At 74.9% G+C, this 14,046-nt stretch carries 11 protein-coding genes and 1 pseudogene; 6 read left to right on the forward strand and 6 right to left on the reverse strand.

Annotated features, from left to right (window positions below; translation table 11 throughout):
- The first annotated feature begins 107 nt into the window (after positions 1 to 107).
- Entirely contained in the window at positions 108 to 1,763 is a 1,656-nt protein-coding gene (pgm, locus tag ACFVVU_RS03345) for a phosphoglucomutase (alpha-D-glucose-1,6-bisphosphate-dependent) (RefSeq protein WP_380686695.1), read from the forward strand.
- A gap of 78 nt (positions 1,764 to 1,841) precedes the next feature.
- On the opposite strand, the gene ACFVVU_RS03350 is transcribed toward pgm, so the two are convergent.
- The gene (locus tag ACFVVU_RS03350; RefSeq protein WP_387788176.1) at positions 1,842 to 3,383 is read right to left on the reverse strand and encodes an oxidoreductase; all 1,542 of its coding nucleotides are present in this window, start codon (positions 3,381 to 3,383) and stop codon (positions 1,842 to 1,844) included.
- Between the two features lie 146 nt (positions 3,384 to 3,529).
- Between ACFVVU_RS03350 and ACFVVU_RS03355 the strand changes: the two genes are divergently transcribed.
- Positions 3,530 to 4,276 carry a hypothetical protein gene (locus tag ACFVVU_RS03355; protein WP_387788177.1) on the forward strand — a complete coding sequence of 249 codons (747 nt, stop codon included), beginning with the start codon at positions 3,530 to 3,532 and terminating at the stop codon, positions 4,274 to 4,276.
- Between the two features lie 70 nt (positions 4,277 to 4,346).
- On the opposite strand, the gene ACFVVU_RS03360 is transcribed toward ACFVVU_RS03355, so the two are convergent.
- The 5 genes from ACFVVU_RS03360 to ACFVVU_RS03380 all read right to left on the reverse strand — a co-directional run bounded on the left by ACFVVU_RS03360 (position 4,347) and on the right by ACFVVU_RS03380 (position 10,221).
- Positions 4,347 to 7,190 (reverse strand): hypothetical protein, encoded by a 2,844-nt coding sequence (locus tag ACFVVU_RS03360; protein WP_387788178.1) that lies wholly within the window; start codon positions 7,188 to 7,190, stop codon positions 4,347 to 4,349.
- 67 nt (positions 7,191 to 7,257) lie between these two features.
- Complete coding sequence (locus ACFVVU_RS03365) at positions 7,258 to 7,614, reverse strand: hypothetical protein (RefSeq protein WP_387788179.1); 357 nt, start codon at positions 7,612 to 7,614, stop codon at positions 7,258 to 7,260.
- Positions 7,615 to 8,203: 589 nt separating this feature from the next.
- Positions 8,204 to 9,055: a hypothetical protein gene (locus ACFVVU_RS03370; RefSeq protein ID WP_387788180.1), complete on the reverse strand. Its 852-nt coding sequence runs from the start codon at positions 9,053 to 9,055 to the stop codon at positions 8,204 to 8,206.
- 253 nt (positions 9,056 to 9,308) lie between these two features.
- Positions 9,309 to 9,572, reverse strand: a complete 264-nt coding sequence (locus tag ACFVVU_RS03375; RefSeq protein WP_380686543.1) for a hypothetical protein — start codon at positions 9,570 to 9,572, stop codon at positions 9,309 to 9,311.
- 331 nt (positions 9,573 to 9,903) lie between these two features.
- On the reverse strand, positions 9,904 to 10,221 hold the full coding sequence (locus ACFVVU_RS03380; protein ID WP_387788182.1) for a hypothetical protein: 318 nt from the start codon (positions 10,219 to 10,221) through the stop codon (positions 9,904 to 9,906).
- Between the two features lie 642 nt (positions 10,222 to 10,863).
- On the opposite strand from ACFVVU_RS03380, the pseudogene ACFVVU_RS03385 reads away from it, so the two are divergent.
- From ACFVVU_RS03385 to ACFVVU_RS03400, 4 genes and pseudogenes are all read left to right on the forward strand, one after another.
- Positions 10,864 to 11,169, forward strand: a pseudogene (locus ACFVVU_RS03385) (Hsp70 family protein); the annotation flags it as partial.
- Positions 11,170 to 11,210: 41 nt separating this feature from the next.
- Positions 11,211 to 11,822, forward strand: a complete 612-nt coding sequence (locus ACFVVU_RS03390; protein WP_387788184.1) for an Hsp70 family protein — start codon at positions 11,211 to 11,213, stop codon at positions 11,820 to 11,822.
- 168 nt (positions 11,823 to 11,990) lie between these two features.
- Complete coding sequence (locus ACFVVU_RS03395) at positions 11,991 to 12,887, forward strand: hypothetical protein (RefSeq protein WP_380686549.1); 897 nt, start codon at positions 11,991 to 11,993, stop codon at positions 12,885 to 12,887.
- A gap of 87 nt (positions 12,888 to 12,974) precedes the next feature.
- Entirely contained in the window at positions 12,975 to 14,030 is a 1,056-nt protein-coding gene (locus ACFVVU_RS03400) for a hypothetical protein (protein WP_380686551.1), read from the forward strand.
- Positions 14,031 to 14,046 lie beyond the last annotated feature (16 nt).

Genomic DNA, 14,046 nt, shown 5'->3' on the forward strand with positions numbered 1-14,046 from the left:
CCCCGGTTCGGAGCCCGGTCGCACACTGGCTACGATCGGTGAGCACGGGGCAAGGAAGCGCCGGGCCGCGGTCCGGCGCACGGCGAGAAATCCAGTGGGAGTAGACGATGGCACACGCACGGGCCGGGCAGCCGGCGCAGCCGGGCGACCTGGTGGACGTGGCGCGGCTGGTGACGGCGTACTACACGCTGCACCCGGACCCGGAGGAGCCGGGCCAGCGGGTCGCGTTCGGCACCTCGGGCCACCGCGGCTCCTCGCTGGACGCGGCGTTCAACGAGGACCACATCGCCGCCACCACCCAGGCGATCTGCGAGTACCGGGCGGCCCAGGGCATCACCGGCCCGCTGTTCCTCGGCGCCGACACCCACGCGCTGTCCGAGCCCGCCCGGGCCACCGCGGTCGAGGTGCTGGCGGCGAACGGCGTGACCGTCCTGCTGGACAGCGCCGACGGCTACACCCCGACCCCCGCCGTGTCGCACGCGATCCTGACCCACAACCGGCGCAGCCCGCAGTCGCTCGCGGACGGCATCGTCGTCACCCCCTCGCACAACCCGCCCCGCGACGGCGGCTTCAAGTACAACCCGCCGAGCGGCGGCCCGGCCGGCTCGGAGGCCACCGGCTGGATCCAGGACCGCGCCAACGCCCTGATCCGCGAGGGCCTGCGCGGCGTCAAGCGGGTCCCGTACGCGCGCGCCCTGGCCGCGGCCACCACCGGCCGCCACGACTACCTCACCGCCTACACCGAGGACCTGGTCTCCGTCCTCGACCTGGACGCGGTCCGCGCGGCCGGCCTGCGGATCGGCGCCGACCCGCTGGGCGGCGCGTCCGTCGCCTACTGGGGCCGGATCGCCGAGACCCACCGCCTCGACCTGACCGTGGTCAACCCGGCCACCGACCCGACCTGGCGCTTCATGACGCTGGACTGGGACGGCAAGATCCGGATGGACTGCTCCTCGCCCGCCGCGATGGCCTCGCTGATCGCCCGCCGTGACGAGTACGCCATCGCCACCGGCAACGACGCCGACGCCGACCGGCACGGCATCGTCACCCCGGACGGCGGCCTGATGAACCCCAACCACTACCTGGCGGTCGCCGTCGACTACCTCTACCGCCACCGTGCCGAGTGGCCGGCGGACGCGGCCGTCGGCAAGACGCTGGTCTCCTCCTCGATGCTCGACCGGGTCGCCGCCGACCTCAAGCGCGAGCTGGTCGAGGTGCCGGTCGGCTTCAAGTGGTTCGTCGACGGCCTGCTGGAGGGCTCGATCGCCTTCGGCGGCGAGGAGTCGGCCGGCGCGTCGTTCCTGCGCCGTGACGGCGGGGTGTGGACCACGGACAAGGACGGCATCCTGCTCGCCCTGCTCGCCGCCGAGATCACCGCCGTGACCGGCCGTACCCCGAGCGAGTACTACCGCGACCTCACCGACCGCTTCGGCGCCCCCTCCTACGCCCGCGTCGACGCCCCGGCGGACCGCGAGCAGAAGGCGCTGCTGTCCCGCCTGTCGGCCGAGCAGGTCACGGCCGGAGACCTCGCCGGCGAGCCGGTCACCGCCGTGCTCACCGAGGCCCCGGGCAACGGCGCGGCCATCGGCGGCATCAAGGTGTGCACCGAGAACGCCTGGTTCGCCGCCCGTCCGTCCGGCACCGAGGACGTGTACAAGATCTACGCCGAGTCCTTCCACGGCCCCGAGCACCTCGCCCGGGTCCAGGAGGAGGCGCGCACCCTGGTCAACGGCGTGCTGGCCGCCGGTCCGGCGAACGGCTGATCCGCGCCGTACCGCGACGGCCGCGGCCCCGGTGGGTGACCCGCCGGGGCCGCGGGCCGGTGTTCGGTCAGCGGCGGGTCAACTACGGTTCAGCGTACGGCTGATGCCCGCCAGGACCGCCGTCGTGAGCAGCCAGCCGAGGGCGATGAGGGAGTAGCCGAACCACTGCTGGGCCCCGGTCCAGTACCAGGCGGTGCGCTGGCCGAGGCCGCCGATGGGGATCAGCAGGTCGAGGGTGTAGACGAGCGGGCTGAACGGGACGCTCTCGCCGGCCTTGACCTCGTGGGGCGTGCCGTGGCGGAAGACCAGGGTGCCCAGCAGGGCGAGGCCGGCCAGCCACAGCCCGGCCTGCCAGGGGCGGTAGCCGTAGCCCACGGTGGCGTCCAGCAGCCGGCCCCAGAGCCGGCCGGGCGCGCCCAGGGTGCGACGGCGACGGCGCTGCTTCGCCAGGAGCACCCGCCGGGCGTCGTCGTCGTGGCCGATCCTCCGGTACCAGCCGGCGAGTTGCTCGTAGGGCTGGGGGGAGTAGCCGGGGAGCGCGGCCAGCCAGGCCAGTCGGCGGGCGACGGGTTCGGGGGCGGGGGTGGAGGTCTGGAGGGAGGTGTAGGTGAAGCCGTCCAGGCGGGTGTCGGCCGGCCAGCTGTGCTCGTTGTCGTGCAGGACGACGGTCTGCGCGTCCTGGAGGTCGACCGTGCCGATCGGGAGGGCGGCCGGGGTGAGCCGGAGGTCGCCGGCGGTCAGTCGGTTTCCGTCCAGGGCCACCGCGCCGCAGCCGTCCAGCACGGCGGCGTCGAGCGAGAGCCGGCTGCGGATCGCCGCGCCCGGGAGGCGGACCGAGCCGTTGGCGGTGAAGCCGCCGGCGAGGACGAGGGTGGAGGCGGTGAGGTCGTCGCCGGTGAACGCGTCGCCGCCGTGGTTGTCGATCCGGGCCCGCTCCATGAACAGCCCGCCGTTGAACCGGGCGCCGACCAGCCGTAGGCCGCCGCGGGCGTGGAACCCGCCGCGGGCGAAGCAGCCGCCGTCCATCACCAGGCCGCCCGCCCACAGCGCCCAGACGCTCGGGGCGCGCGCCGGGTCCGGGACCGGGATCGCACCGCCGGCACCGTCGGCGCCGAGCAGTTCGGTGGCGGTGAGCCGGGCGCCGCTGAGCCGCAGTTCGCCGGTGATCTGGGCCCGGGTGAGGGTCAGCCGCCCGTCGAGGACCGAGTTCTCGAAGAAGAGGTTGCCGTCGACCTTCAGCAGCCATCCGTCCAGCCCGGGTATCCGGCAGCGGCTCAGGCTGGTGGAGCGCAGCGTGGCGTCCCGCAGTACCACCTGTTCCTCGAAGTGGCAGCCTTCGAGGCGGAGTTCACCGGCCGCCGCCAGCCCACGCAGGTCGAGGCGCCCGGCGACGCGGGCGCCGATCAGGTACAGCGTCCGGATCGGGCCGACCGGTCCGGCGCCGCCGAGCAGGGCGGTCGTGATCACCTCGGCGCGCACCGTGCGTGCGTCGCCCCAGGCCGCTCCGCCGACCGGGTCGTCCGCGGCCGGGTCGCCGCTGCGCAGGTCCACCGCCGCGCCCGTGGCGCAGGCGTCCCACACCCGCCGTTCCGGTCCGGTCAGGTCCTGGTACGTCAGCATCCCGCCCCCTCGGTGTGATCATCCGCGGAGGCAGCCTAGTCGGGCGACCGGCAGCGTCTGTAGTCGCGGCTCCGGGCTGCGGAGGGGAGGACCTCACCCTCCGCGCGCGCCGCATACGGGCTTCGCCCGTGGGGAATCACGAGGGTGTGAAGAGCCGGGGGTACGGGCGGGGTTGGTACGACGGGCGGCTGCCCGGCTGGCTGCGCGGACTGGTCGTCCTCGCGGCCGGGTGGGGAGTCCTTCTCTGCGGTCAGGAGGTCGCCGAAGGGTACCGGGCGACCATGGTGTACCGCGCCGCGTCGGCCTGCGAGGTCGGGAGCCAGGAGGGGAAAGGGGCCGACGGGGCGGAGTGCGTGGGGCGCCGGGCGGTCACGGTGCTCGACCGCCGGAAGGGCGAGCACTGCACCTCCAACGGCGGTGGCGGCGCGGGCGGTGCGGAGACCGGTGGTGGCGTGGGCGGTACCTCGTGCACGCCGTACTACGAGGTGAAGGTCGAGTGGCCCGACCGGATCGCCTGGCTGGACGTCTCGTCGGAGACGTACGGTGAGGTCCGCGAGGGCGACCCCGCCGAAGTCCGGCTGTGGCACGACGAGGTGGTGGCACTGAAGGTGCGCGGCCACACGCACTCCTACGCGCCCTCCTCGGAGAGCGGGGTCCTGGTGTGGATCGCGCTGGGCTGCCTGATCCTGGCGGCGGGCGCGTGGGGAGCGGTGAGCGGACGGCTCTCGGGCCTGATCGCCTTCCCCAACTTCGGCTGGCTGTTCGTAGCCTTCGGGGTCGGAATGCTCGGCTCCATGGCGCTGTTCGGCGGACCCCTGCTGCTCTGGGGCTTCATGATCCTGTGGACCGGGTTCGCGGTCTTCTGGATCGTGGGCGCCTGGCGGACGGGGTGACGGCCCCGCTGCGGCCCCGCCACCCGTCCCGGGAGCGGGGCCGCACCCGGGACAGGCGCTCGGACCCGCGCTACGGCGCTTCGTCCGGTTCCGCGCCCGTCGCGCCGGTCGTGGCGGCGGGCGCGGTGTCGGCGAGGGTCCGCAGTTCGTCGGCCTCGCGCGGCAGGCCGTTGACGTCCAGCACCTCGCACAGGTTGAGCTTGAACTCCCAGGCCCTGGTGCTGTCGGCGATCGCGCGGATCACGGTGCGCTGCGCGCCCGTGAGCGGCTCGCCGTCGTCGTAGGCCTCGGTCGGGAAGACGATGTCGAGCAGGGCGTTGGCGACGGAGACGGCGGCGATGGCGGTGACCTCGTCCAGGACTGCGCACAGCTCGGCCAGCAGGGGTTCGGCCTGCTCGGAGGGCAGGAGCGCCAGAGCGGTGGCCGCGTCGGTGGCCGGGTCGCCCGCGCCGAGGTGCAGGTCGGCGAAGCCGGCGGCGTCCAGCTCGCCGCGGAGCGCCTCGACCAGCGGCCTGGCGCCGCGACGGGCGGGGGAGCGGTGGGTGCGCACCCAGGTCAGGGCGGCACAGAAGCGGAGCAGCGGATCGTCGTCGGCGAGGTGCCGCTCCAGCGCCCGGAGGGTGTCGGGGCCGGCCTCGTGCAGGGCCAGGCCGAGCAGGATCTCCGCGCGGATCCGGGGCTCGGGCTCGACGGCGAGGCGCTCGTGCAGGGCCCTCGCCGCCGCCTCGCCCGGCGCCGCGGCGAGCAGGACGACGGCCCGGCGGCGGATCCCGGGTTGCTCGTGGGCGGCCTGGCCGGTCCAGGTCGGAACCGTGTCGGCGAGCACGGTGTAGACCTCGTGGTAGGCGGACTCGGCGCCGTGGTCGGCGAAGTGCTCGGCCGGGTCGGTGCCGTCGGCGGGAAGACCGGCGAGGACGCGCTTGAGTTCCCGGGCGGCTTCGAGGCCGCCGTCACGCGTCGCGATGTCGGTCAGGAACTCCAGCAGCGCGGGCCGGGGTCCGGCATCGTCGACGCGGCCGACCAGCGCCGCCATGTAGCGGAACGCCGGACCGGTGGCCGCCGTGATGGTGTGCTGGTGCAGCAGCAGGTCGGACAGCTGTCCCAGGGCCAGGTGGAAGGCCTCCGGGTCGTCGACGGCCAGGCCCTTGAGCAGGAACGGCACATCCTCCGGGTCGCCGTAGAAGGTTTCGAGCTCGTCCCACGGCACCTCCTCGACGCCGTGCAGCTCGCTCGGCACGGGCGCCGTGCGCCAGGTGTGGAGGGCGCGGGCGGCCGTGCCGAGGTCCTCGTCGCGGGCGAGGTCGAGACCGTCGAACGTCACGGTTCCCGGTTCGGTGCTGCCGCTGCCGCTGCTGCTGCCGTTGCCGTCGGTGTCGGCGGTTCCGGTTCCGGTGTCGAACACGCGCCATTCCCCGACCGGGCCGCCGCGGATGCCGGGCTCGACGTACCCCTCGGCGATGACCGCCCCGGCCGCGTCCACGGCGCGCCACCGTTCGACCGCCGCCCCGTCGACCGTGACGTCGGTGGGCGTGACGTCCGCCCTCCGGGTGCCGTCGGCGCCGTACCAGCGCTCGGTGACGAGGACGCCGTCCCGCTCGGTGCGTTCGGCACGGAGGGCGCCGTCGGCGTGGAACCGGCGCTGGACGGTGCTGCCGTCCGCGGGCCACTCGCGCTCGCGCCTGGGCACCCCGTCCTGGTACTCGCGATCCAACAGCAGGGTGCCGTCCGGCCGGTAGCGCTTCAGCCGGTACGGGTTGCCGGAGTTCAGGTACCTCCTGCGCTCCACCTGTCGGCCGTCGGCGAAGTCGGCCTCCTCGTAGCCGTGGTAGAAGCTGTCGGGCTCGTAGTAGCTCGGCCCCTCCGTGTCGCAGGTGCTCTCCCACGCCTGCTCCCACAGCCGCCACGTCCCGACCGCCGCCCCGGTCGTCCCGTCGACCGCGCCGTCGACGAACGCGAGCAGGCCCGCCACCCACACCGCGTCCTCGGGCACGCCGGTGGACGGCACCGCGGGCGGGGTCCGTATCTCGGCCAGTTGCCCGGCCTCGGCCGGCTCCGACCGCAGCAGCCGCAACGCCAGCTCCGGCAGCCCCTCGAAGGCGGCGTGCCGGGCCGCGCCCGGGGAGGCGCCGAGCCCCGCCTCCAGGCACAGCTCGACCGACGCGGCGTCGCCGTCGCGGGCGGCCTCGATCAGCGGGGAGGCCTTGGCGTCGCCCCGGGGGAAGCGGGCGATCTCCCTGCCGTCGCGGTTGTAGACGAGCCGGTCCGCCGCGCCGTCCCCCGTCCAGTGCCGGGCCACGCCTTGGAGGACGCCGTCCTGCCGCCAGCGGGGCGCCGACCACTCGCCGTCCGGCCAGAAGGTGGCGGGCTCCGGCACACCGGCCGGACGCTCCGGTACCGGCCCGCCCTCGAAGGTCACCTCGGTGCCGTCGGCGGCGAAGCAGGCCTGACGGATCCGGATGCCCTGCTCGTCGTACTCCTGGACCACGGTACGGAGGACCGGGTCCAGGCCGTCGAACGAGAACGGGTCGCTGCTCGGGTGGTCGCAGCGGTGGCCGGTGACCGTGACCGGCACGCCGTCGCGGTGCTCGGCACGGACGGCCAGGGTGCCGTCGTCGTGGTGGCGCAGCAGCGTGCCGTGGCGCCTGCCGGCGCGCCAGTCGCTCTCCTCCAACGGCGTCCCGTCGGTGCGCCACAGCTGCCACCGGCCGGTGAGCGCGTCGCCGTCGCGCTCTCCGACCGCCCATGCGGGCAGCTTCGGGCTGCCCTTGGAGAGCTCCCACTCTTCGACGAACTCGGCCTCCGGGGGGACGGAGGCGGGCCGGTCGGCCGCGGCTTCCGAGGTCCCGGCCCCCGGGCTCCCCGGTACCTCCCCGGGGTGGGTCCCGGCACCATCGACATGCAGATCGTCAGACATGCCCCGTATGCAAGCACCTTCCACCGACATGTCGCATCCCGAGGCGCCCGGCGGAGCCGACGCCACGTCAAGATGGGGGTGAGAGCAGGTTTCCATCGGTGGCGGTGGGCCGTGGGCCGACCTTCGCGGGCTCCGGGCGGGGCGACGTCGTTCCGGGGCTCCCGCCGAGGACGAGGATGAGTGCGAGCGCGACGAAGCCGGCGACGAGGACCACCAGGACGGCGAGCGCCAGGGGCCCGCAGCCGCCCGGCCGCCGGCCGGGTGGCTGCTCGCTGTGGTGTTCCCCGGTGCTGCTCCCGTCCCACGGGCGTCCGTCGGTGGCGGCCCCGGGACGCTCGGGGTGGGCGGGTCGCCCGGGCGGCGCGGGGCGTTTCGGCACGTCCACCGCGAACGCCGCGCAGGCCGCGCCCAGGCGATCCGGCACCGCGGCGACCCGCAGCGCCACCCCGATCGGGCGTGCGGCGTGCCCTGCACCCGCCCCGCCGCGCCGGCGCCGGGAACGCCGAACCGGGAGGCGATGTCCGGGCCCAGCGCGACCAGGTCGAGCGGCACCGTGTACCGGAGCTCGATCCGGCGGGTCGCGCCGGAGGACAGCGGCTCCTCGACGGCCCGCCGGTCGAAGTCCAGCCGCCCCCGGAGGGGTTCGACGGGGTCGATCCGGAAGCCGGTCGGCTGCGGCCCGGCGTTGTGCACGAGCAGGTCCAGGAGGACCGTGCCGCCGACGGTCCCGAACCGGCGCGGCGGTTCGCACCAGGCCCGCACACCCGCGTCCGGACCGGCCCGCAGATCGGTGCCGCAGTACTCGCCCGGGCAGTAGCGGCCGAGCCGCTCGGCGCCGTCGGTGCGACTGCCGCACAGTTCGCAGTGGAGCGCCATGGTCGTCCCCTCCGTGCCGGTGGCCCCCGCCCCGTCCAGTCCCGCCCCGGGGTTACCCGGCCGGCCGCCGGAACAACCGCAGCCGCCGGGACCGGAACCGCTCCGTGATCGGGTGCGGCCCGTCCGCCGTAACGCCGTCAGGTCGCCGCCCCGGCGGTGGCGGGCTGTTCGGCGTCCCCGAAGCGGGCCAGGGTGAGCGCCCCGAACACCGCCGCCGCGAAGCCGAGGACGGCGAGCGGTTCGAGGTCGTGGCGGGTGTGGTCGCCGAGCAGCAGCACGCCGACGACGGCCGGGCCCAGCGTCTCGCCGAGCACCATGGCGGCCGTCGCCGCCGTGACCGACCCGTTCTGCATCGCCCAGGTCAGCGCCGCGAACCCGCCCAGCCCGGCGAACACGATGGCGTAGGCGGCCGGTTCGGTCAGCAGGTCCGGGAACCGGGCGTCCGGCAGCACCCGCACGGCGACGCCGACCACACCGAACTGCAGGCCGGCGACCAGCCCCAGCAGCGGCGCCCGCCGACTCCCGCCGAGCCGCACGGCCGCCAAGCCCGCGCCGATCAGCAGCACCGAGCAGATCAGCGTCCCGAGCCGCAGCGCCGGGGTGCCGTGGCCGGGGCCGTCGCGCCCCGCGCTGACCGCGAGCACGCAGAGCCCCGCGCACACCGCCGCCACCCCGACCCACTCGCTGCGCCGCAGCCGCACGTCCAGCACTCGGGCCGCGCCGACGGCGGTCACCGCGAGCGCCGACGCGAGCACCGCCTCCACCTCGTACAGCGGCAGCCGGTCCAGCGCGAGGAGCTCGGCGCCGAACCCGAGCATGTCCATCCCCACCCCGGCGAGGAACGGCCACTGCCGGAACGCCCCCGCCAGCGCGGCCGCCCCGCCGGGCCGCTGCCCGGCCGCGGCTCGGCGGGCCCCGACCGCCTGGAGCACGGTGGCGGACCCGGTGAGCAGAGCGGCGGCCAGCGCCGCCAGCAGGCCGAAGAGCATGCGCCGACCGTACGGGCCCGCCCCGCTCCCACCCGGCTCCGGCACGCCGGGCACGGTGGGCCGTCGATCGTGGATCAGGGGCGCCGGCGCGGCGCCTCGTCGTCGGGGGAGTCCGGGGAGGCGAAGTGGAAGGGCACCGAGAGGTGGGCGGCGAGGGCGCGCCCGGCCCGTTCGGCGGCCACCGCCACCGGGTGGCGCGGGCGGTGGCCCTCGTCCGTGCCGAGGTACCGCTCGGCCGTCTACCAGTCGTCGGTCAGTCGTCGAGCGGTGACGGGTCGGTGGCTCCGGAGGGGTCGGGGGTGCGCTCGCGGGCGGTGCGGCAGGGGAGGTGACGGGTGAGGGCGTCGCTGCAGTTCGCGGCGGCCATCCGTTGCACCAGACCGGCAAGGCGGGTGACCAGCGGGCGCAGCCGAGCCCGCAGGGCGGCGTCGGCGCGGGCGTCGAGGCGCTCGACGGCGGAGCAGATACGGGTGACGAAAAGTGCGGTACCGCGAACGGCGCGGCGGACGTGGTTCACGCGAGTGCAACCGGTCGGTCACCCGGCCGGTTCCGGCCCACGGCCGGGTGGCCGATGGAAGAGAAGCTGGCGCGCGCCCGGCGCGCCCGGTCCACGCCCGCGCGGGCTGCCCCGGCGGGCGCGGCCGCCGGGGCGGTCCGCCCGCCATCAAGGTTGCGCCGACGCTCCGTCTGCTTCATCGGCAGGTTGCCGACCGGGAGCCCAAGGGCACCGTGATGCGGACCGGATCGGGTGTGCCGTGGTGGTGGGAGGGGTGTGGCCGGGTTTGGGTGGGGAGTGGGGCTGCACAGGAAGTCGGGTGGGCCGACTTCCTGTGCAGCTCTACGGGGGGCTATCCGCTGCGGTGGAGTAGGAGGGTGGTGGCGATGGCGATCTGGGTGCAGGCGCGTAGTCCGGCCGCCACTCCGGCGGTCTCGGGGCGGACGTGGTGCAGCCGCAGCACGGCCGGCGAGCCGTCCGCGCGGCGGACCGGTAGGGCGAGGGAGGCCATGCCGTGGGCGGGCGCACCGTCCGGGCTCAGCGTCCAGCGGTCGAGGAAGTCCTTGGCGATCGTGGGGAGTTCGCGGATCCAGCGGCGTTCGGCGGGGCCGTTGGCGCCGTAAGCGGTGGCGAACGCCCCGGGGACGGTGGTCGGGCCGGGCGTGCTCATCGGAACCTCCCTGCGCGGGGTGGCGGTGTGTCCCGCGCTGTCCGGTTCCGACTCTTGCACGGACCGGTCGAGAGGGCGAATCGATAAGGAGCTGCGCGAATTCGGTCACCTGACGGTGTTTCGGTCGAACGCCGCGCCGAGACTGGTCGCGGCACCCCGGCCCGGGGGAGCGGGGTGCCACCCGGCGCGTCCGGGCCGTGCTCAACCGGCAATGGCCATGCCATTGTTACAAGATGTGCCGAATTTCTCCACAGTTGCCCCCGGGGCCCTACCATCCTGGCGGGGGTGCCGGAGGCCCGACTTCCCGCTCCGCCCGTGCGCCCGTGCGCCGAAGCAACTCACCTGTGAGGTCACGTGTCTGACTGGTCGTTGGCGATCGACTTCGGTACCTGCTTCACCACCGCGGCCGTACGCGTCGAGCAGGCCGGCACGGCGGCGTCCGGCGCGGTGGCGTCCGGCACGGCGGCGTCCGGTGCGGCGGTGGCGGCGGTCGAGATCGAGAACAGCCGCTACCTGCCGTCCCTGGTCTGCCTGGACGACGACGACCGGCTGCTCACCGGCCGGGCCGCCGTCCAACTCGCCGCCCAGCGGCCGGAACGCGCCGAGTTGCACCCCAAGCGGGCGCTGCTCCGGCAGTCGGCCGTGCTGCTGGACGGCGGCGAAGTCGCCACCGTCGAGCTGGCCGCCGCCGTGCTCGCCCGTGCCGCGGACGAGGCGCGGGCGCAGCGTGGCGGGACGGAACCGGCGCGCACCGTGCTCACCCACCCGGCCGACTGGTCCCCGGGTGATCTGGACCGGCTGGTCGAGGCCGCCCGGCTGGCCGGGCTGGACGCGCCGGACCTGCTGCCCGAGCCGGTGGCCGCCGCTCGCTTCCACGCGGCGGAGGTCCAGGCGGAGGGCGCCGGGCCGATCGCCGTCTACGACCTCGGCGGCGGCACCGTGGACACCGCCGTGCTGCGCCGCGAGGGGGCGGGCTTCGGGCCGTCGCGGTGGCCGGGGACCCGGACTTCGGTGGCCGCGACCTCGACCAGGCCCTGTTCGAACTGCTCCGCGACCGGGCGCTGGACCTCGACCCCGAACCGTGGCAGCGGCTCTGGGCCGATCGGACGCCCACCTCGACCCATCAACGCGCCCAGCTCGCCCGCGAGTTGACTTTGGCCAAGGAGTCCCTGTCGAGCACCGGCACGGTGTACCTCGCGGTGCCGGGCTACCCCGAGCCGTTCGTCGTCCAGGGCGGCGAGTACCGGGCGGCCGTCGCCCCGGCGCTCACCGCCTCGATCGAGCTGCTGGAGCGGACCGTCGCCCGGGCCGGGCTGACCCCGGCCGAGCTGGGAGCCGTCGTGCTCTGCGGCGCGGCCAGCAGGACGCCGCCGGTGGCCGACCTGGTCGCCACCCGGCTGGGCCGGATCCCCGACCTGGCCGCCGACCCGAAGGCCGCCGTGGCCCTCGGCGCACTCACCGACCCGCCCGCCCCGGCCGGCGCCGACACCGGAACGGATGCGGGGGAGGAGGCCGCGCGGGAAGCCGCGTCGGCGGACGGCCCCCGCCGCTGGACCGTCGCCCACTACCCGGACGAGGTCGATCCCGAACTCTGGTTCTGAGCACGTCTGCCGTCCACGTCGCCGTAGTCACTCCACCTCACCCTGCCTGGCCCCGCCCTGCCCCGCCATGCCCCGAAAGCGGCCGGTCCGGAAACGGCCGGTCCGGAAACAGTCGGTCCGAGCGCGGACCGCCCCGCCCGAGGACCCGCGAGAGCCGCGAGGAACCGCATGGACATCGTGATGCTCGGCCACAGTGCGGCCGGGAAGACCAGCTACCTCTCCCTCATGTACGCCGCCATGTGTGACGGGGTCGAGGGCATGACCCTGCGCACCGACGACCGTGACGCCCACCGCTCGCTGCTCGCCGACGCGCGCGCCATCCTGCGCGGTCGCTACCCCCGCGCCAGCGACCGGCCCCGCTGCTACGAGTTCGTGCTCTGCCACGACGGCGACGGGATCTTCCCGTTCCGCTGGACCGACCACCGCGGCGGCGCGCTCACCGAACACCGCCGCTCCAGCCGGCAGGCCGCCCAACTGCACGACGACCTGGTCGCGGCGGACGGCATCGTGCTCTTCGTCGACGCCCTGCGTCTGGACACCGACCCCGAGGCGGCCGAGGACGTCCGCCGGCTCGTCGTCCGCGTCCACCAGGCCGTCACCGACCGCGAGGAGAGCGTTACCCCGCTGGTGATCGCGCTCACCAAGACCGACCTGGTCGACCTCGGCGCCCCCGACGCGGAGGAGCGCTTCTTCGTCCCGTTCCTCCCGCTGATCGAGGCGGTCCAGGAGACCCGGCACATCCAGGGGGCGTTCATCCCGCTGGTCTGCGGACCGGAGCCGGAGGGCGTGGCGCTGCCGGTGCTGTGGACGCTGAGGTTCGGCATCATCGGCCGGGCCATGGAGCTGTCCGCCTCGATCGAGCGGCTGATGGCCTCGGCGCGGCTCGCCGACCAGCGCGACACCCTCTGGGACCGGATCAGCAGCTGGTGGGAGGACGAGCCGTCCTGGGCCTCCATCCGCGACCGCGACCGCTCCCGGGCCGCCGCCGAACTGGCCCGCCTGGAACCGCTGGTGGAGCCCGCCGACCGGCTCGGCGAACTGCTGGCGGACGTCCTCTCGTTCTGACGCCCACCGAGCGGGCGAGCACCCGCCCCACCCCCTGGACACCGAACAGCGCCACCCCCGACCCCGCGAGACGAAGGACAGCGCACCATGACGGTTCCCACCCTCACCATGACCATGCTCGGCGCCAGCGGCTCCGGCAAGACCGCCTACCTGCACGGCATGTACAACCGCCTCTCCATGGGTGTGCAGGGCTACTACCTCTACACCACCGACCCGGACCTCGACCTCGACCTCGCCGAGGACTGGGCCCGGCTGCGCCGCACCGGCACCATGCCCAAGGCCACCTCGGACCGGCCGATCTCCTACGAGTTCGTGTTCCGCCGGGGCATGCGCGACCTCATGAAGATCGACTGCGTCGACTTCCGCGGCAACGCCGCCCTGGACCGCCGCAACGCCGCCGAGGACGTCGCGCTGCTGGAGGACCGGCTGATGCGCTCCGACAGCATCATCCTGGCGCTGGACTCCGAGCACGTGGCCGAGTGGATCAAGCACGGCGCGCCGGGCAACCTCGACCGGGACGACGACCCGATGGAGATCTCCCGCTTCAGCCGCGCGATCTCCCGGGTGTTCAGCGAGCGCCTGGCGGAACGCGAGCCGGTCCCCGGGGTCACCGTGCTGCTCACCAAGGCGGACCTGCTGGCCGAGCGCACCGGACTGCGGGCCTCCGAGGCGCTCCAGACGGCCGGCCGGAACTTCCCCAGGCTGGTCCCGGTGCTGGGGGGCGACGACGCCGAGGGCGTCACGGTGGCCCTCTGCGCCGTCCAGCTCGGCAACTTCGGCGCGGCGGCCCAGGCCACCGTGGACGCCAGCCGGATCGCCCCGAAGAACCTCCACCTGCCGATCATCTTCAGCCTCCGCCACTACCTCAGCGAGGGCATCGTGCGGAACCGGCAGGAGATGGGCCGGCTCGCCGACAGCCTGGACGCCTCGCGCGGTGAACTGGCCGCGCTCAGCCAGGGGTTGTTCGGCGGACTGTTCAAGGGCGCGCAGAAGACCAGCGCCCGGCAGGAGATCGACCGGCTGGTCGCGAGCAGCTCGGCGACCTCGGCCGACCTGGAGCGGGCCCAGGATCGTTGCCGGGAGCTGGACGAGGAACTGCGCGGGGTCGCCATCTTCCGCGACGGCCGGCTGCTGACGGACTGATGGGCAGGACGGGCGG

The organism is Kitasatospora sp. NPDC057965, assembly GCF_042887135.1.
GTDB lineage: Bacteria > Actinomycetota > Actinomycetes > Streptomycetales > Streptomycetaceae > Kitasatospora.

Coding starts and splice junctions, on each gene's coding strand:
- pgm (WP_380686695.1), top strand. CDS start 108: ATGGCACACGCACGGGCCGGGCAGCCGGCGCAGCCGGGCGACCTGGTG.
- ACFVVU_RS03350 (WP_387788176.1), bottom strand. CDS start 3,383: ATGCTGACGTACCAGGACCTGACCGGACCGGAACGGCGGGTGTGGGAC.
- ACFVVU_RS03360 (WP_387788178.1), bottom strand. CDS start 7,190: ATGTCTGACGATCTGCATGTCGATGGTGCCGGGACCCACCCCGGGGAG.
- ACFVVU_RS03370 (WP_387788180.1), bottom strand. CDS start 9,055: ATGCTCTTCGGCCTGCTGGCGGCGCTGGCCGCCGCTCTGCTCACCGGG.
- ACFVVU_RS03380 (WP_387788182.1), bottom strand. CDS start 10,221: ATGAGCACGCCCGGCCCGACCACCGTCCCCGGGGCGTTCGCCACCGCT.
- ACFVVU_RS03395 (WP_380686549.1), top strand. CDS start 11,991: ATGGACATCGTGATGCTCGGCCACAGTGCGGCCGGGAAGACCAGCTAC.
- ACFVVU_RS03400 (WP_380686551.1), top strand. CDS start 12,975: ATGACGGTTCCCACCCTCACCATGACCATGCTCGGCGCCAGCGGCTCC.